Annotated in this window: 18 protein-coding genes; 8 read left to right on the forward strand and 10 right to left on the reverse strand. The window is 67.8% G+C overall.

Annotated elements, in window-relative coordinates:
* Positions 1 to 66: 66 nt before the first annotated feature.
* Positions 67 to 1,665 (reverse strand): peptide chain release factor 3, encoded by a 1,599-nt coding sequence (locus JO391_RS05945; protein WP_220663340.1) that lies wholly within the window; start codon positions 1,663 to 1,665, stop codon positions 67 to 69.
* Between the two features lie 138 nt (positions 1,666 to 1,803).
* Between JO391_RS05945 and JO391_RS05950 the strand changes: the two genes are divergently transcribed.
* Positions 1,804 to 3,609 carry a c-type cytochrome gene (locus JO391_RS05950; RefSeq protein ID WP_220663342.1) on the forward strand — a complete coding sequence of 602 codons (1,806 nt, stop codon included), beginning with the start codon at positions 1,804 to 1,806 and terminating at the stop codon, positions 3,607 to 3,609.
* A 9-nt stretch (positions 3,610 to 3,618) separates the two neighbouring features.
* On the opposite strand, the gene JO391_RS05955 is transcribed toward JO391_RS05950, so the two are convergent.
* Together JO391_RS05955 and JO391_RS05960 are read right to left on the reverse strand one after the other, a co-directional pair.
* Positions 3,619 to 4,074 (reverse strand): DUF6790 family protein, encoded by a 456-nt coding sequence (locus JO391_RS05955; RefSeq protein WP_220663345.1) that lies wholly within the window; start codon positions 4,072 to 4,074, stop codon positions 3,619 to 3,621.
* 195 nt (positions 4,075 to 4,269) lie between these two features.
* The gene (locus JO391_RS05960; RefSeq protein WP_220663347.1) at positions 4,270 to 5,259 is read right to left on the reverse strand and encodes a Hint domain-containing protein; all 990 of its coding nucleotides are present in this window, start codon (positions 5,257 to 5,259) and stop codon (positions 4,270 to 4,272) included.
* Positions 5,260 to 5,393: 134 nt separating this feature from the next.
* Between JO391_RS05960 and JO391_RS05965 the strand changes: the two genes are divergently transcribed.
* Together JO391_RS05965 and JO391_RS05970 are read left to right on the forward strand one after the other, a co-directional pair.
* Positions 5,394 to 6,173, forward strand: coding sequence for an SDR family oxidoreductase (locus JO391_RS05965; RefSeq protein WP_220663349.1), 780 nt, complete (start codon positions 5,394 to 5,396; stop codon positions 6,171 to 6,173).
* A gap of 63 nt (positions 6,174 to 6,236) precedes the next feature.
* Positions 6,237 to 7,340, forward strand: coding sequence for an ABC transporter ATP-binding protein (locus JO391_RS05970; protein ID WP_220663351.1), 1,104 nt, complete (start codon positions 6,237 to 6,239; stop codon positions 7,338 to 7,340).
* Between the two features lie 4 nt (positions 7,341 to 7,344).
* On the opposite strand, the gene JO391_RS05975 is transcribed toward JO391_RS05970, so the two are convergent.
* Entirely contained in the window at positions 7,345 to 8,037 is a 693-nt protein-coding gene (locus JO391_RS05975; protein WP_220663353.1) for a helix-turn-helix transcriptional regulator, read from the reverse strand.
* 44 nt (positions 8,038 to 8,081) lie between these two features.
* Entirely contained in the window at positions 8,082 to 8,390 is a 309-nt protein-coding gene (locus tag JO391_RS05980; protein WP_220663355.1) for an antibiotic biosynthesis monooxygenase family protein, read from the reverse strand.
* A 191-nt stretch (positions 8,391 to 8,581) separates the two neighbouring features.
* Between JO391_RS05980 and tatA the strand changes: the two genes are divergently transcribed.
* The 4 genes from tatA to JO391_RS06000 are packed head-to-tail and all read left to right on the forward strand — an operon-like array spanning position 8,582 to position 11,007.
* Complete coding sequence (tatA, locus tag JO391_RS05985) at positions 8,582 to 8,788, forward strand: twin-arginine translocase TatA/TatE family subunit (RefSeq protein ID WP_220663357.1); 207 nt, start codon at positions 8,582 to 8,584, stop codon at positions 8,786 to 8,788.
* Positions 8,789 to 8,807: 19 nt separating this feature from the next.
* Positions 8,808 to 9,344, forward strand: a complete 537-nt coding sequence (tatB, locus tag JO391_RS05990) for a Sec-independent protein translocase protein TatB (protein WP_220663359.1) — start codon at positions 8,808 to 8,810, stop codon at positions 9,342 to 9,344.
* On the forward strand, positions 9,341 to 10,162 hold the full coding sequence (gene tatC, locus JO391_RS05995) for a twin-arginine translocase subunit TatC (RefSeq protein WP_220663360.1): 822 nt from the start codon (positions 9,341 to 9,343) through the stop codon (positions 10,160 to 10,162). The genes tatB and tatC overlap by 4 nt, the downstream gene beginning before the upstream one ends.
* Positions 10,159 to 11,007 (forward strand): ATP-binding protein, encoded by an 849-nt coding sequence (locus tag JO391_RS06000; RefSeq protein WP_220663362.1) that lies wholly within the window; start codon positions 10,159 to 10,161, stop codon positions 11,005 to 11,007. Before tatC ends, JO391_RS06000 begins: the two co-directional genes overlap by 4 nt.
* Positions 11,008 to 11,098: 91 nt before the next feature.
* Here JO391_RS06000 and JO391_RS06005 read toward each other — a convergent pair whose 3' ends face one another.
* The 4 genes from JO391_RS06005 to JO391_RS06020 form a co-directional block, all read right to left on the reverse strand.
* The gene (locus JO391_RS06005; RefSeq protein ID WP_220663364.1) at positions 11,099 to 12,289 is read right to left on the reverse strand and encodes a M23 family metallopeptidase; all 1,191 of its coding nucleotides are present in this window, start codon (positions 12,287 to 12,289) and stop codon (positions 11,099 to 11,101) included.
* Between the two features lie 60 nt (positions 12,290 to 12,349).
* Positions 12,350 to 13,018: a protein-L-isoaspartate(D-aspartate) O-methyltransferase gene (locus JO391_RS06010; RefSeq protein WP_220663366.1), complete on the reverse strand. Its 669-nt coding sequence runs from the start codon at positions 13,016 to 13,018 to the stop codon at positions 12,350 to 12,352.
* Positions 13,015 to 13,800 (reverse strand): 5'/3'-nucleotidase SurE, encoded by a 786-nt coding sequence (surE, locus tag JO391_RS06015; protein ID WP_220663368.1) that lies wholly within the window; start codon positions 13,798 to 13,800, stop codon positions 13,015 to 13,017. The genes JO391_RS06010 and surE overlap by 4 nt, the downstream gene beginning before the upstream one ends.
* Positions 13,801 to 13,872: 72 nt before the next feature.
* Positions 13,873 to 14,712 (reverse strand): SDR family NAD(P)-dependent oxidoreductase, encoded by an 840-nt coding sequence (locus tag JO391_RS06020; protein ID WP_220663369.1) that lies wholly within the window; start codon positions 14,710 to 14,712, stop codon positions 13,873 to 13,875.
* Between the two features lie 445 nt (positions 14,713 to 15,157).
* Here JO391_RS06020 and dusA point away from each other — a divergent pair, with 445 nt between their 5' ends.
* Complete coding sequence (dusA, locus tag JO391_RS06025) at positions 15,158 to 16,111, forward strand: tRNA dihydrouridine(20/20a) synthase DusA (protein WP_375155699.1); 954 nt, start codon at positions 15,158 to 15,160, stop codon at positions 16,109 to 16,111.
* Here dusA and JO391_RS06030 read toward each other — a convergent pair.
* Positions 16,084 to 17,283, reverse strand: coding sequence for a multidrug effflux MFS transporter (locus JO391_RS06030; RefSeq protein ID WP_220663371.1), 1,200 nt, complete (start codon positions 17,281 to 17,283; stop codon positions 16,084 to 16,086). The two genes, dusA and JO391_RS06030, sit on opposite strands and share 28 nt — an antisense overlap.
* Positions 17,284 to 17,305 lie beyond the last annotated feature (22 nt).

The following is a 17,305-nucleotide window of genomic DNA, read 5'->3' on the forward strand; positions in this document are numbered from 1 at the left end:
CAATTCCGGACAGGGTATCACAGCACATCCACCCAGCAAGGGGGGAGTGCCGTCGCACCTGACAGGTCAGACCATCATCTCCTTGGTCGCCGTCAATTTCAGCGCCGGGTAATCCCGCTCGGCCCGGTCGATGTCCCATTTCAGCCGCGTGAGATAGACCATGTCGCCGTCGTTATCCGTGGCGATGTGCCCCTTGTTCAGGTTCACGAACTTCTCGACCTCGTCCTTCGCCCCCGAAACCCAGCGGGCCGAGGTGAACTGCGAGGATTCAAACCGCACCGGCAGCGAATACTCCTGCTCGATCCGGCTGGCCAGCACGTCGAACTGCAGCGCCCCCACCACCCCCACGATGAAGCCTGATCCGATCATCGGCTTGAACACCTTGGCGGCGCCTTCCTCGGCAAACTGCATCAGCGCCTTTTCCAGGTGCTTGGCCTTCATCGGATCGCCCGCCCGCACCACCTGCAACAGCTCGGGCGCAAAGGACGGGATGCCGGTGAAGCGCAAGGTCTCGCCCTCGGTCAGCGCATCGCCGATGCGCAACTGCCCGTGGTTCGGGATGCCGATGATATCGCCCGCCCAGGCCTCTTCCGCCAGCTCGCGGTCGGCCGCCAGGAACAAGACCGGGTTCGTCACCGACATGGGCTTCTTCGTGCGCACATGCATCAGCTTCATGCCGCGCTCGAAATGCCCCGAGGCAAGGCGCACAAAGGCCACCCGGTCACGGTGCTTGGGGTCCATGTTGGCCTGCACCTTGAAGACAAAGCCCGCCACCGAGGTTTCCTCCGGCGAAACCTCGCGCTCCGCGGCCTTCTGCGGCTGCGGCTCGGGCCCGTATTCGCCGATCCCCTCCATCAGCTCCTTCACCCCGAAAGAGTTGATGGCCGAGCCGAACCAGATCGGCGTCATGTGGCCTTCCAGGATCGACTGGCGGTTGAAGGCGGGCAAAAGCTCCCGCGCCATCTCGATCTCCTCGCGGAACTTGGCCAGCAGATCCGCCGGCACATGGTCCGCCAGCTTCGGGTCGTCCAGGCCAGAGATCTTCACCGATTCCGCCACGCGGTTGCGGTCGGCGCGGTCCATGATCTCCAGCCGGTCGTGCAAGAGGTCATAGGCGCCCACGAAATCGCGCCCCATCCCGATGGGCCAGGACGCCGGCGTCACGTCGATTGCCAGGCTTTCCTGGATCTCGTCGATGATCTCGAACGTGTCGCGGCTTTCGCGGTCCATCTTGTTGCAGAAGGTCAGGATCGGCAGGTCGCGCAGCCGGCACACCTCGAACAGCTTGCGCGTCTGGCTTTCCACGCCTTTCGCGCCGTCGATCACCATCACCGCCGCATCCACCGCCGTCAGCGTGCGATAGGTGTCCTCGGAAAAGTCGCTGTGGCCGGGCGTGTCCACCAGGTTGAACCGGAACTGGCCAAAGTCGAACGACATCGCCGAGGCCGAAACCGAAATCCCGCGCTCCTGTTCCAGCTTCATGAAGTCCGACCGTGTGCGCCGGGCCTCGCCCTTGGCGCGCACCTGTCCGGCCATCTGGATCGCGCCCCCGAACAGCAGGAACTTTTCCGTCAGCGTGGTCTTGCCGGCGTCGGGGTGCGAGATGATCGCAAAGGTCCGGCGGCGGGCGATCTCGGGCGGGAGTTGGGGGCGGTTATCCAGCATGGGCGCGGTATAGCGGCGCTGGCGCGATGGGAAAAGCCCTGCCGCACATCGCCAATCTTCGGCAGACAGAAGGCGGGAATCGCCCTAAGGTAATGTGGCGCGCCCGAAATTGACCATTCGGAACAGGACAGAAGAAACATGCAAAGCGGTGTGTGGCTTCGGGCCGCGGCAATTGTCGCCGGCCTGGGCGTGCTTGGGGCGGCCATCGGTGGCCTTGTGATTTCCTCCGGGCTTGCGCCCACATCCGCCCGCCCGCCGGATTCTCCGCTCACCGTCGATTTCCTGCACGGCACCTTCAAGGCCGCCGTCGCCCGTGGCGGCGAGACCATCGCCGTGCCCGAAACCATCGACCTCACCGATCCCGGCCTCATCCGCCTGGGTGCCGGGCACTACGCCAACACCTGTGCCAGCTGCCACGGCGCGCCGGGCATGGGGCAAAGCCCGCTGGCGCTGATGATGCGCCCCTCGCCGCAACACCTGCCCTCGGTCGTGGGCCAGTTCACCGACCCCGAGCTTTACTGGATCCTGCGCGAAGGCGTGCGCTTCTCGGCCATGCCCGCCTGGCCGTCCGAGACCAACCACGATGAGATCTGGGCGGTGGTCGCCTTCCTGCGCCAGCTTCCCACCATGTCTGCCGACCAGTTCGCCGTCCTGCGCACCGGGCCCGATCCGCAAGCCCCCGTCACCCCCTGGGGCCACACGGGCGAGACGGTCGCCACTCGCTTCGGCGAGCCGTCGCCCCCACTGGACGAATACGCCTATCTCGCGCCCACCCCCGGATGGACACCCATCGGCCTGGACGAACGCCCGCTTGGCCGCTGCACCGCCTGCCACGGCGCCGATGGTTCCGGCACGGTGACAAACGGCCATGCCCCGAACCTCACGCTGCTGGACGAGGCCAAGATCGCCGCCGCGCTGCGCGGCTATGCCGATGGTAGCCGCCCAAGCGGCATGATGGCCATCGTCGCCTCGTCGCTCTCTTCCAGCCAGATCGACGCGCTGGCCGCGCATTTTGCCGCCCTGCCGGATGTGCCCTCGCCAAAGCCCACGAAGGGCGATGCCGCGCGCGGCGCGCTGATCGCGGCGCAGGGCCTGCCCGCCGCCGGCGTGCCGGCCTGCCTGTCCTGCCACGCCACCGCGGTGCGGGAAAAGCTGCCGCTCATCCGCCCGCCCGTGCTGCAAGGCCAGTCGCAGCCCTATCTGATGGCGCGGCTCGATACATTCGCCGCACAGCAGGGACGCGCCTCGCCCGGCGTGACCTGGAACCCGATGCCTGCCATCGCCGGCGGTCTCACCGCCCAGGATCGCGCCGATGTCGCGGCCTGGTTCACCTCTCTCGCGCCGGATGCCGATCTTGCGGCAACGCCGGTCACGCCCACGGCCGACCAGGTCGCTACCGCGCAGGGCCTTGTCACCCAGGTCTGCTCGCGCTGCCATACCGCTGCGCTGACGGGCGATGCGGCGGGCGGGATCGCCAATCTCACGGGCCAGACCTCCGCCTATCTCGGCAACCAGCTTTGGGCCTTCCATACCCAACGGCGCAGCGCCAGCCAGATGGTCCAGACCGCCGGTCCCCTGACCGAAGATCAGATCGCCGCCCTGTCGCTCCAGATCGGCACGCTGGAACATGCCGCGGGGCTGGACCCGGTAAAGGGCGGACTTCCCGTCACCGACGCCGCCCTTCAGGCCGCGGGCCAGCTTGTGGCCTCTGGCGATCCGGCGCGCGGACTGCCGGCCTGTTCCTCCTGCCACGGGGCCGACACGCGCGCGGTCTTCGACCTCGCGCCACGGCTGGAAGGGCAGGGGCAGATCTACCTCCAGCGCCGGCTTGGCAGTTTTGCCGAAGGTCGCGACCTCGCCCCCTGGTCGCCGATGCACGCCATCGCCTCGGCCCTCAGCCAGGACGAACGCACCGCGCTGGCCGGTTGGTACGCCCGAAACTGAGGCCGCGCCTCAGATGTGGGTCAGCACCACCACCGCCAGAACCGCCGCGGCCCACAGGTCCGTGGCCATGGCGGTGGTCTCGTTGCGGGTCTTGTCGGGCGTCGGGATGTGGCGAATCCCGGCGGCCCCATAGAACACCGTGCCCGCCACCGCCGCGGGCAGCACGAAGCCCGGCGCCGCCACGGCGATCAGGCCAAGCGTGGCCATCGAGATATTGGCAAAGCCCAGTTCCTGGATGACCTGCTGCGCCTCGTTTCCGGTAAAGCGGAAGATCTCGCGCGCGGTGAACTCGGGTTGCAGCCATTGCCGCAAACCGGCCAGCATCAGCCGCACGCCCACAGCCCAGAAGACGAACCATTGCCCCAGAAGCGTCGCCCATCCGGCTTCGCTTCCAAGGACCAGGGCCAGGCCGACCGACAGGGCCGGCAGGACAAACATGGTCAGGACAAGAATGGCGACATACATCCGGGGCTCCCGCTGAAGACGCGCGCAGCTTCCGCGTTCCGGGCGCGCGGGTAAAGCCTCAGATCGCGGGCGCCACAGATCAAGGGCGCAAGGAAACACGGGCGCCAGGCTCGGACAATCCTTAAGTCCAAGTTAAGACGCCCGCGCAACCCGTTGAAATTGCTTGATCATGGCAGGCGTCCGAGCTCGGACGCCTCAGCGCCGGTCCGGCCCGAGCAACACGTCCAGAGCCTCCCGCCCGGCCTCGGTCCCGAAATGCTGGCTCTGCTTCAGCCCCGGAAACCGGGCCCGGATCTCGTCGGCAAACTCAGGGGGCAGCCGGGTCACCGTGGCCTCGTTGACCATCAGGCTCTCCGCCGGCACCCCCTCGGCATAGATGATCTCATGCCGGTCGAAGACCAGGCTGAAATACTCGACCACCGCCCCCTCGCGGATAAACACCCGCTCCCCATCCACCAGATGCTTGGCCTGGACCAGGATCTCCGCCGTGGGCAAAGCCCCCCGCCGCCGCTGGTACAGGAACATCCGGTGATGCTGGCTCACGATCAGGTCCCCCGAATTGCCCAGCAACCCGGCCTGGATCACCACCGGCGCAAAAGCCCCCACGCCCCGCAGCGTGGCCCGCCCGATCCAGCGGATCGGCTGCGGCCCGTGGTCCCGCGTCAGCACCCGGTCCCCCGGCTGCAGCCGCTCGATCGGCACCTGCTCGCCCGTGCCCAGGGTAATCATCGTCCCCCGGGCAAAGGACACGCAGACCAGGTCCGCCAGCGGCGCCGGATCCGGCGCGGCCTCGGTCTGCAGCAGGGTGTACTCGATCCGCGGCCCCATCGGAGACAAGGGCAGCGCCAGCCGCGTCCCCCCCGCCAGCGCCAGCACCAGGAGCTCCACCCTGTCCCCGTCGGGCGACATGAGCGTCAGCCGCGACTCCAGCGCGATGGTCTCGCCGGGCGCGCCCACCTCGCTCCCCGCCGCCACCCGCTGCCCGCCACCCCCCGCGATCACCAGCCGCAAGGGCTTTGCCCGAGGGTCCAGCTCATAGACGTCGCCGGGGCAAAGCGTCTCGGGATGCCCGATCCCCTCGTCATGGTTCACCCCATGGCTGACGAAGATATCCTCGGCGTGGAACAGCTGGACCGCATGGCCGGGCAGCAGCGGATCGGACCCTGGGTCGATCGGCGAGGTCATGGGGCGGTCCTTCGGGTCGTGGGCTTCCTGCGGCCTAGCAAAGCAGGGACCTTGGCGCAACCGGCCAAGGCGCCTTTCCCTTGCACGAGGCGGTGAGGCTGGTAGCAAGGGGCGAAACCGGACAGGAGAACGCGATGGATCTGGGCATCAGGGGCAGGAAGGCGCTGGTCTGCGCCGGATCGAAGGGGCTTGGCCGCGGCTGCGCCGAGGCGCTGGCCGGGGCGGGTGTCGACCTGATCCTGAACGCCCGCGGCTCGGAGGCTCTGGAGGCGACGGCCGAGGCAATCCGCGTGCGCCACGGCGTCGCGGTCAGCACCATCGCCGCCGACATCGTGACCGAGGCCGGGCGGGCCGAGGTTCTGGCCGCTGCGGGCGAGGTCGACATCCTCGTGACCAACGCCGGCGGCCCGCCGCCGGGCCTTTGGTCCGACTGGGGCCGAGAGGATTTCATCAAGGCGCTTGATGCCAACATGCTGACCCCCATCGCCCTGATGACGGCCCTCGTGCCCGGCATGATGACGCGCAAATGGGGCAGGGTGGTCAACATCACCAGCCAGTCGGTCAAGGCCCCCATCCCGCAGCTTGGCCTGTCGAACGCGGCGCGGACCGGGCTGACCGGCTATGTCGCGGGCACCTCGCGGCAGGTCGCGCCCTTTGGCGTGACGATCAACAACCTTCTGCCCGGCATCCATGACACAGACCGCGCGACCGCGCTGGACGGCGGCGTGGTGAAGGCCAAGGGCATCTCGCTGGCCGAGGCGCGGGCCGAGCGCATGGCGACCATCCCGGCGCGGCGCTATGGAACAGCCGAGGAGTTCGGGGCGATGTGCGCCTTCCTCTGCTCGGTCCATGCCGGGTTCATCGTGGGGCAGAACATCCTTCTGGACGGTGGCGCCACGATGGCCACGATCTGACCCGGACTTGCCGGGGCGGCGGGGGGCTGTTAACCGGATGCCCGACGCATTTTATCGGGAACCATGCCGGACCAACCCGCCCCCCGCCTGGAAGTCCAGTCCCTGAGCCGCGCGTTCGCGGGGCGGACGGTTGTGGATGATGTCTCGCTTTCGGTGGCGGCCGGTCAGGTGACCTGCCTTCTGGGCCCATCGGGCTGCGGCAAGTCAACGACGCTGCGCATGATTGCCGGTGTGGAGCGGCCGGACAGCGGGTTGGTCCGCATCGACGGGCAGGTGATGTTCGGGCCGGCGGTGAACCGTCCGCCCGAGGCGCGCGGCGTGGGGCTGATGTTCCAGGACTTCGCGCTGTTCCCCCACCTGACCGTGGCGGCGAACGTGGCATTTGGATTGACCGGAGACAGGGCCGCGAAGGACAGGCGGGTGGCTGAGCTTCTGGAAAAGGTCAATCTCACCGGCTTTGGCCCAAAACATCCGCACCAGCTTTCGGGGGGCGAGCAGCAGCGCGTGGCGCTGGCACGGGCGCTGGCGCCGCGGCCGCGGGTCATGCTGATGGACGAGCCCTTTTCCGGCCTGGACAACCGGCTGCGAGACGGCATCCGCGACACGACGCTCGACATCCTGAAAGAGGAGGGCGCGGCGGTCCTTCTGGTCACGCACGAGCCGGACGAGGCGATGCGCATGGCCGACGAGATCGCCTTGATGCGACGGGGGCGGATCGTGCAGAAGGGCGCCCCCTATAATGTCTACAACGCGCCGGTGGACCGGGCGGCGGCGGCATTCTTTTCGGATATCAACGTGATCCGTGGCACCAGCCGCGGCGCGCTGACCGAAACGCCCTTCGGCGCCTTCCTTACCCCAGGCCATGCCGACGGGGCCGATGTGGAAATCGTGATCCGGCCGCAGCACCTGAAGATCGACTTCGACCGGGGCGGCCGCGGTCCGCTGCCCACACCGCAGGACGGCACGGCGGCGCGCGGCATCGTGCAGCGCGCCCGGTTCCTGGGTCGTGAAAGCCTGGTCGAGTTCCGCATGGATTTCGACGGGTCCAAGCTGACGGCGGCGGTGCCGGGGGTCTTCCTGCCCAAGGCTGGCACGGCGCTTTGGCTGATGATCCGACGCGACCGCTGCTTCGTCTTTCCCGCGGCTGGCCGGGCGCCCGTGGCGTGATGGCTCAGGGTGAAGGCGCCGCTTCCGGCGCTGCGGTCAGGGCGCGATAGTCCTCCAGCCGCCGTCCAGGCTCGTCGGGGAAAATCTCGCCCGTCGGGGTCAGCGCGACGATGCGGTCAACGCGGAAAGACCGGAAATCGGCCCGCGCCTCGCACCAGGCGGCAAGCGTCCAGACCCGGCCCCAGAATTCCAGTTGCAGCGGGCGGATGTCGCGGTGGCTTTCGCGGCCGTCAAGGTCGATGTAGCTGATCGTCAGCCGCTCGCGGTTGCGGATCGCGGTGCGCAGCACCGGCAGGTGTGGCGAGGCGCGCGCGGCCTCTTCACCCGAGAACACGAAGAGACCATCCTCGTCCGGTTCGATGGCCGCGGGCATGGCTGCGGCGATCTTGGCGGCAAGGCCACGTGCCGCGCGCGACAGGCCAGGGTCGGCGCCATCGGCCACCAGCTTCACGCCCAGGCGCAGCGCCTCAAGCTCCTGCGCAGTCAGGATCATCGGCGGCAGGGTGATCGGCGCGCGCAGGATGTAGCCCACGCCACGCTCGCCCTCCAGCGGCAAGCCAGAGGCCATGAGCGTGGCCATGTCGCGCCAGATCGTGCGGGTCGAGACCTCCAGCCGCTCGGCCATTTCCGAGGCACGGTGAAGGCGCCCGTCGCGCAGGATCTGGATCAGGTCGAAGAGGCGGTCTGTGCGGCGCATGGGGCGGCAGGGTGGCCTGCCGCCGCCATGGCGTCAACCGGCGGTCAGGCCGAATGGGCCAGGGCGATTGCCGGATGCGCCATCTCGACGCTTGTCTCGTCGATCATGGACAGGAAGGGCGCAAGCGCCGCATTTGTCAGCACGGCTTGGGCGGCCGTCTGCGCACTCGCCATGTCTGCCCATTCCACCACATCGGTCCATCCGCCGGCACCGTCATGAACCAGGCGCCGCGACAGGAAGCCGGGACACGCAGAGATGGGGGCAACGCTGTCGGCAGCCGCCCGGATGAAGGTTTCGGGAGTGGCGCCGTCGCGCAGGCGGAAGCGGACAATCTCAAGCACGGAATCGGTCATGTGGGTCTCCTTTCGTGGTCCGATGCGCCGTTCTGGCACAGAGCAACTGACAACTAGCTGTCAGCTACCTTGACGCTTCCTTGGTGGCGCAGGGTCCCGCCGGGCCGGTTCGGTCTTTGATCCTGGGGGCCAGCCGCATAGAACCCGAACAGACCGCCGGGCATGGGCCTGGCCAGACGGAGGATGAAGACATGCAGATGGGACCCTGGCAGATCCTGCTGATCGCGATCGTGGTGCTGGTTCTGTTCGGCCGCGGCAAGATCGCCAGCATGATGGGCGAGTTCGGCAAGGGCATCACCGCCTTCAAGAAGGGCGTGTCCGACGGCAAGGAAGAGATCGAGAAAGCCTCGGCGGAGGTTGCGAAGGACGTGACGCCGGCCGAGAAAGACAAGGTCTGAGCGGCGCCGGAGCAGGGTCATGTTCGACATCGGCTGGACCGAGCTTCTCCTGATCGGCATCGTTGCGCTCATCGTCATCGGGCCCAAGGACCTGCCCGAGATGTTCCGCACGCTTGGCCGGTTCACCGCCAAGGCGCGCGCCATGGCGCGCGAGTTCCAGCGCGCGATGGAACAGGCGGCCAATGAAAGCGGCGTCGGCGACGTGGCCAAGGATCTGAAGGACGTGACCTCGCCAAAGAACATGGGGCTGAAGGCCGTCAAGGATGCCGCCGACAAGTTCGAGAAGTGGGACCCGCTGAAGAATGCCGCCAAGCCCACGGCCCCGGCGGCGCCGCGGCCCGCCGTGCCCACCAACAGTCTGGGCACGGGCGCCGAAGCCGCAGCGGCGGCGGGTGTCGCGGCAGCAGAACCGGCTGCTACGGTCGATCCTGGCCCGGCCACGAAGGCGCTTTACGAGGCTCGGGCCGAAAAGGCTGCCATCGCCCGCGAGGCGGCGGAAAAGATGCGTGCGGTGGATAGCGCCGCTGCAGAGACTGACGGAAGCGCCAAGACATGACCCGTGACGAGATCGAAGACAGCTCGGCCCCGCTGATCGAGCATCTGGCCGAGCTGCGCACACGGATCCTTGTCTCGATGGGCGCGTTCATCGCCTGCTTCATCGTGGGCTATGTGCTGTGGAAGCCGATCTTCGCCTTCCTGTCGCATCCGATGTGCCAGGCCCTCGCCGATCGCAACCAGCAATGCCAGCTTGTGCTGATCAAGATGCAGGAGGGCTTCTTCACCGCGATGAAGATCGCGATGTGGGGCGGCTTCGCTCTGGCCTTCCCGATCATCGCCTACCAGATGTGGCGCTTTGTGGCACCCGGTCTCTACCGGTCTGAAAAGCGGGCTTTCCTGCCCTTCCTTGTCGCCTCGCCGATGATGTTCATCGTCGGGGCCGCCTTTGCCTATTACGTGATCCTGCCCTTCGCCTTCTCGTTCTTCCTGGGCTTCCAGGACCAGCTGACCGATGGGTCTGCCACCACCTCTGGCGCGCCGGCCGGCGTGGTGTTCCAGGGCTCGATGGAAAGCTATCTTGGCCTGACCATGACCTTCGTCATGGCCTTCGGCCTGTGCTTCCAGCTGCCGGTGCTGCTGACGCTGATGGGGCGGGCCGGTCTGATCAGTTCGACCGGACTGAAGCACATGCGGAAATATGCCGTGGTGCTGATCCTCGCCGTCGCCGCCATCGTGACACCGCCCGACGTGCTCAGCCAGCTGATCCTGTTTGCGGCGATCTACCCGCTCTACGAGGTCTCGATTTTCCTGATCGCCCGGTTCGAGCGCCAGCGCGCGGCAGAAGAGGGCATGGACGAAGACAGCGAGGCAGTATGACCGGCAGCACGGATGAGACGCTGGCCCGCATTGCGGCGGCGCTGGAGCGCATGTCGCCGGCACCGCTGAAGTCGCCCGACTTCGGGGCCGCCGATGCCTTTGTCTGGCATGTTGCGCCCGACCGGCTGGACCCTGTGGGCAAGGTCAACCGGGTGGACATCTCGCTTCTGGTAGGGGTGGACCGGTCACGCGATACGCTGCTGGCCAACACCCGGCATTTTGCGGCGGGCTTGCCGGCGAACAACGCGCTTCTGTGGGGCGCGCGCGGCATGGGCAAGTCGTCCTTGGTCAAGGCCGTCCACGCTCAGGTTCGGGCCGAGGGGCACGATCTGAAGATCGTGGAACTCAGCCGCGAGGACCTTCCCACGGTGCAGCGCCTGTTGGCGCTCTTGCGGGCATCCGACCGGCGGTTCCTTCTGTTCTGCGACGACCTGTCTTTCAGCCATGACGACCAGCATTACAAGAGCCTGAAGGCCGTGCTGGATGGCGGGATCGAGGGGCGCCCGGAAAACGTTCTGTTCTACGCCACCTCGAACCGCCGCCACCTGATGCCGCGGGACATGATCGAGAACGAACGATCCACCGCGATCAATCCGGGCGAGGCGGTCGAAGAAAAGGTATCCCTTTCCGACAGGTTCGGCCTGTGGCTGGGCTTCCACCCCTGCACCCAGGACGAGTACCTGGAGATGATCCGCGGCTACTGCGCGGCGCATGGTGTCGTTGTCCCCGAAGACCGCCTTCGTGCCGAGGCCGTGGAGTGGCAGGCCACGCGCGGCGCCCGCTCCGGGCGGGTCGCCTGGCAGTTCTTCTGCGACCTGGCCGCACGCGAAGGCGTGCGGATCTGACGTCAGAGATCGGCCTGTCGGTTCAGGTGACCAAGGCGGATGGCAGAGGCAGAACTCCCGTCTCGCTTGTCAGGCCTTTGACGCAGAGCCGTCACTCCAGGTAGGGCGCCGGGTCCACGCTGTCCACGCCCTTGCGCACTTCGAAATGCAGGTCGGTCTTGCCCGTGACGCCGATGGTCTGGCCGCGCGTCACGCTGGCCCCTTTGGCAACTTTCAGCCCCTCGACCCCGGCATAGACGGTCAGCAGCCCGTCGGCATGGCGTATGACGACAATGGGTGTGCCGTCCGTGTCCTTGGTCACGGCGGCTACGGTGCCCGCGGCCGCCGCCTTCACGGCTGTCCCGGCGGGCGCCTGGATGTCGATGCCGTCGTTGCGGCCCTTCACATAGGCGCGCACGATGGTGCCAGAGACGGGCATCGCCATGGCCGCAGCCGAAGCTGCGGTCTGGTCCTTGCCAAGATTTGGCGAAGGCGGCGTGGCCTTTGCCGGCTCTGACGCCGGCGCAACCTTCTCGTCCGGCAGCGGCTGAGAGGCAGAGGGCGGTTCGGGTGTCGGCGATCCGGTGCCGGGCGTGGTGGTGACGGCCACTGCCGAGGTTGCCGTGGCGCCGGGCGCCGCCGTCGGGATGATCAGATACTGGCCCTCGCGTACGGCGAGGTCGGGCCCAAGCCCGTTCCATTCGGCCAGCGCCTTGGGCGAGACGTTGTAAAGCCGTGCAATGGTATAGGCCGTCTCGCCGCGCTTGACCTTGTGGCGCAGAGGCTCGGGGCCGGCTGCCGGCTTGGCCGCGGGCGCCGCCGTCGCAGTTGGGGTTGGGGTGCTTTCCACCCGGTCCAGCGCCGTGGTGGCAATGGAGCCCACGTCGATCCCGCCAGTGGCGGGGGATGCCGCCGGGGCGGCCGCTGTCGGGGTCGGAGCGGCGGCGACGCGGCGGGGCAGCGCCAGCACCTCCCCTTCGCGCAGCGCATCGTCAGGTTGCAGCGCGTTGTAGCTGGCCAGTTCCTGCGCGCTCAGTCCGACGCGCGTGGCCACCGTCGCCACCGTGTCGCCGCGCCGGGCGATGACCACCTGGTAATTCGGATAGGACAGCACACCCCTGGCATCGGCGGTCGGGCGCGCAGCCGTTGCCATGCGCGCGGCGTCGGACGTGTCCAGACCGGCCTGGCCGTTGCGCAGGTCCCAATCCATGTTGCTGGTGTCGACGCAGCCGGCAAGCAACAGCAGCGGCAGGCCGGTCGCCATCAGCAGGCCGTGGAGCTTTCCTGTCCGGGTATGCGTCATCTGGTGCCTCTTCGCGTCTTGCCCGCCTCTGCCGGCGGATCGTCTGGTTCTGAAGGCTGATTACTCCGACCCCAGCCCTTCGACCAGCGGCACAAAGCGAACCGGGCGCAATTCCTCGTAGTCGTAGCCCGTTTCGCCACGGGTGACCTTGATCAGGCTTTGCACGGCGTCGGATTGACCGACCGGCAGCACCATGATGCCGCCGGGCTTCAGCTGCGCCAGCAGCGGGCCGGGCGGATCCTCGGCCGCCGCTGTCACAAGGATGCGGTCAAAGGGTGCCTGGTCGGGCAGGCCGAAGCTGCCGTCGGCGGCCAGTGCGGTGATGTTGTTCAGGTCCAGCGCGCGGAAGATCTCTTCCGCCTCGCGCACCAGGCGCCGGTGCCGGTCCACGGTATAGACCCGGCGTGCCAGCAGGCTCAGGATCGCGGCCTGGTAGCCCGAACCTGTGCCCACCTCCAGCACCTTGTCGCGCGGCTGCACGTCCAGCGCCTGGGTCATCAGCCCCACCACCGAGGGCTGGCTGATCGTCTGGCCGCAGGCGATGGGCAGCGGCATGTCCTCATAGGCGCGTTCGGCGAACAGCCCCTTCACAAAGGCGCCGCGGTCGATGCGTTCCATCGCCGAAAGAACCCGGCTGTCCGTGACCCCGCGGGACCGCAGCGCATAGAGAAAGCGCATCTTGCGCTCGGCCATGGGCAGCGGATCGTCGGCGGGATCGGCCCCGGTCATGCGAGGCGCGCCTCCAGGTCGGACAACAGGTCATGCGCCGTCAGGTCGGCACGCATCGGCGTCACCGCGATGTGGCCATCCAGGTTGGCGGCAACATCGGTGCCGGGCTGGGTGCTGGCATGTTGCGGCCCCCCCTTGATCCACAGGAACTTGCGGCCCGAGGGCGATTGCTGGGCCTCGCAGGAAAAGCTCGATCCCCGCCGGAACCCTTGCGCCGCCACCTTCATGCCACGCACCCGCGCCGCCGGAACAGGCGGGAAGTTCACATTGTAGAACAGCCGGTAGTCGTCCTGCGTCCACAGCCCCCGGTCCAGGAGCGCCCGCACCACGGCCGTTCCATGCTGTGCCGCCGCCTCGAACGGATCGGCCAGATCCTCTGTCGCCGGCCCCATGAACTGCGACAGGGCAATGGCGTGCAGCCCCTGCAACGCCGCCTCCATCGCGCCGCCGATGGTGCCGGAATACAGCACGTTCTCGCCCGCGTTGTTGCCCCGGTTCACGCCCGACAGCACAAGGTCGGGCTTCGCGCCCTGCAGCACGTCGTATATCGCGGCCAGCACGCAATCGGCCGGGCTGCCCTCGGCGGCGAAGCGCCGCTCGCCAAGCTTGGCGATCATCATGGGATGGGTATAACTGATGCAATGCCCCACCCCCGACTGCTCGAAGGCCGGCGCCACCGTCCAGACCTCACCCGAGGGACCGGCGATTTCGGTCGCGATCCGGTGAAGCACTTCAAGGCCCGGCGCGTTGATGCCGTCGTCGTTCGTGATGAGAATGCGCATGTTCTGTCCCTGGTCCCGTCCTGATTAGCGAAGGGGCAGGCGGCGGGCAAGCGCCGGGACCGTCCGCGCAGGTCAGTCTTCGGCCAGACTGGCCTTGAATTTTTCGGCCCAATCCGGATGCCAGCGCGAAAGGGCAGGGCGGTTCTCGATGACGTCGCCCATCGCCCAGGCCATGCGCTTTTGGTCCAGTGCGCGCGGCGTCTCGTTGTCGGGGCACAGGATATAGAAATCCCCCGCGGCAATACGCGCCATCATGAAGGCCACCGCTTCGGTCGCAGACCAGGCCCCTGCCGGCTTCTTGGCCCCGGGCTTACCGGTCATGCCGGTATGGACCCAACCGGGAATCATCAGATGGGCCGAAACCCTGGCGCCGGGAATGTTGCGCAACTCATGCGCCAGAGCCTCGGTATAGGCCTTCACCCCGGCTTTCGAGGTGTTGTAGGCCGGGTTGCCGGGGGGCGTGGTGATGCCCTGCTTCGACCCGGTGTTGATGATCACGGCCGGCTGGCCATGCGCCAGCATCGCCGGCGCGAAGACCTGAGTGCCATGGATCACGCCCCAGAGGTTCACCCCCAGGGTCCGCGCCCAGACTTCGGGATGCTCCAGCGCCGAACTTGGCAGACCCACGCCCGCGTTGTTCATCAACACCGTCACTGGCGGCATCTCGGCCGCGATGCGCGCTGCCGCCGCGGCCAGCGCCGCCCGGTCCGAAACATCGGCGATGTAGGCGCGGGCCTTGTGGCCTTCGCCCGCCAGCATGGCTGCGCCCTCGGTCAGCGCCGGCCCCGGCAGGTCGACCATCGCCACCGCCATGCCGGCGCGGGCGCAGGCTTCTGCGGCGGCACGGCCAATGCCAGAGGCGGCGCCGGTGATCACGGCCGTACGACCGCGGGCGAAGGCGGGGTGAGTCATGGGACGAGTCTCCGCTGTGCTGCAGCCATGATGCGGCAGTGCAGCGAAAGGCGCAACGGGGGAGGTGCTTCTTCAGCGCTTCGAACGGGTCGCGCAAGTGCTGCGCGCTGCCGGGTTGGGCAGCCTGACGAGCACGCGGGGGTGTACGCCGCCGTGTTGGCAGGCGGCACGCGCAAGTGGCGTTAGACCCTGCACCCGGAATTCGCCGCCGCGGATGCCGTCGCCAGCCGGCCGTTGCCGCATCAGGGAGAAAACGGAGGCGGGACCTGCATTTCCGTCGCCGGGACCAGGCTTGCGTTCCAGTCCGGGCCTTCCGGCCGATGCGGCCCCGTCGCAGAGGTCCATGGCAACACGCCTCCTTGCAGTCAAACGCCTGCTTGAAACGCGGCTCTTTTCGGGGCAGGGGGAACGGATGCAGCACGCGCACCGCCTTTCCGTGGCCCCCATGATGGACTGGACTGACCGTCACTGCCGGTACTTTCACCGGCTGATGACGCGCCGGGCGATGCTCTACACCGAAATGGTCACCGCCCCCGCGGTGATCCACGGTCCGCGCGACCGCCTGCTCGGCTTCTCGCCCGAGGAACACCCGGTCGCGCTGCAACTCGGCGGCTCTGACCCCGCAGAGCTCGCGCAGGCCGTGCGGATCGCGCGCGACTGGAATTATGACGAGATCAACCTGAACGTCGGCTGCCCCTCTGACAGGGTGCAATCCGGCTGCTTCGGCGCGGTCCTGATGGAACGGCCCGGCCTGGTGGCCGATTGCGTGGCAGCGATGATCGCGGAAAGCCCGGTCCCGGTCACGGTGAAATGCCGCATAGGCGTGGACGAACAGGTGCCTGAACAGGTGCTGCCCGCCTTTATCGAAACCGTGGCCTCCGCCGGCGTGCGGCATTTTGTGATCCACGCCCGCAAGGCCTGGCTGCAGGGCCTGTCGCCCAAGGAAAACCGCGAGATCCCGCCACTGGACTACCCGCTTGTCATGGCGATGAAGCGCGCCTTCCCGCATCTGACCATCTGCATCAACGGCGGCATCACCTCGCTCGGTCAGGCGCGGGCTCTTCTGGACCAGGGGCTTGACGGCGTGATGGTCGGCCGCGCTGCCTACCACGATCCGGCTTCGGTGCTGATTGGGGCCGATGCACTGTGGGGCGAAGCTTTCGCGCCGTCGCCTTTCGAAGTGGTGCACCAGATGGTGCCCTACATCGCCCGGCACCTGGAATCGGGTGGGCGCCTGCACCAGATCACGCGGCATATGCTGGGCCTGTTCACCGGGCGCCCCGGCGCCCGCAGCTGGCGCCGCGCGCTGTCCGAAGGCGCAAGCCGGCCCGGCGCCGGGCTTGCGCTGATCGAATCCGCGCTGGCCGAGGTTCAGGCGACGGGCACCGCCGCCGCCTGATGCCGCGGCACCAGCCGCGACAGGGTGAAGGCCAGCACGCCGCACAAGGCAATAGCCGCCAGCATGGGCACCACCGTTCCATCGAAGAACGGCCCGGTCAACGCCACCATGATGCCGCCAGCCAGCATTTGCAGCGTGCCGCCAAGCGACGAGGCCAGCCCTGCGATGTCGCCATGCTCGTCCAATGCCATCACCATCGTGGTGGGAATGACCAGGCCAAGGAAGGCGTTGGCAATGAACAGCCCGCCCACCGTGACGTAAAGCCCGGCCAGCCCGACCAGACCCAGGCCGAACAGCACCAGCGCCGAGACCATGAAGCCGGTCGTCGCCACCGCAACGACCCGCCGTGCGCCAAAGCGCATCCCAAGGCCGGCCGCCATCTGCGACGAGGCAAAGAAGCCGATCGCGTTCACCGCAAACGCCAGCGAGAACCCGGTGGGCGACAGGCCGAAGGCTTCCGAATAGACAAAGCTTGCCGAGGCGATGAAGACGAAGAAACTCGCCATGCCGAAACCGCCCAGGAAGGTCAGCGCCAGGAACCCGCGGTCGGTCAAGAGCCGCCGCGCACTGGACAGAAGCACCGACAGGTTCACCGGCTGGCGCGCCTCGGGCGGCAGCGTCTCGGGCAGGAGGAACCGCGTCATGGCCAGGCTCACGAAGGTCGCCGCCGCCAGCATCCAGAAGATGCCGCGCCACGAAGTCAGCGCCATCACGCCCGATCCGGCCAGCGGCGCCAGCATGGGCGAGACCGAGATCACCAGCATGATTGCCGCCATCATCCGCGTGGCATCCGGCCCGGTATGCATGTCGCGGATGATCGCGCGCGGCACCACCATGACGGCCGCGCCGCCAAAGCCCTGGATCGCCCGCCCCAGGATCAGCTGGCCCGGCGTCTGGGCAAAGGCGCAGACCACTGTGCCGATCAGGAAGATCACCGCGCCCACATAGATCGGCCGCTTGCGCCCCGACTGGTCGGCCCAGGGACCATAGACCAGCTGCGCCAGGCCGAATGCCAGGAAATAGCTGGTGATCGTGCCCTGCATCTGCTGCACGCTGGCCCCCAGATCTGCGGCAATGCCGGGCAGGGCGGGCAGGTACATGTCGATGGCGAAGGGGCCGATGCAGGACATCAGGCCCAGCACAAGAGCCGGGCGCAGCAGCGCGGAGGACATGGGAAAACCTGTCGTTCTGGAT

The sequence above is a fragment of the Neotabrizicola shimadae genome (assembly GCF_019623905.1).
Classification (GTDB): domain Bacteria; phylum Pseudomonadota; class Alphaproteobacteria; order Rhodobacterales; family Rhodobacteraceae; genus Neotabrizicola; species Neotabrizicola shimadae.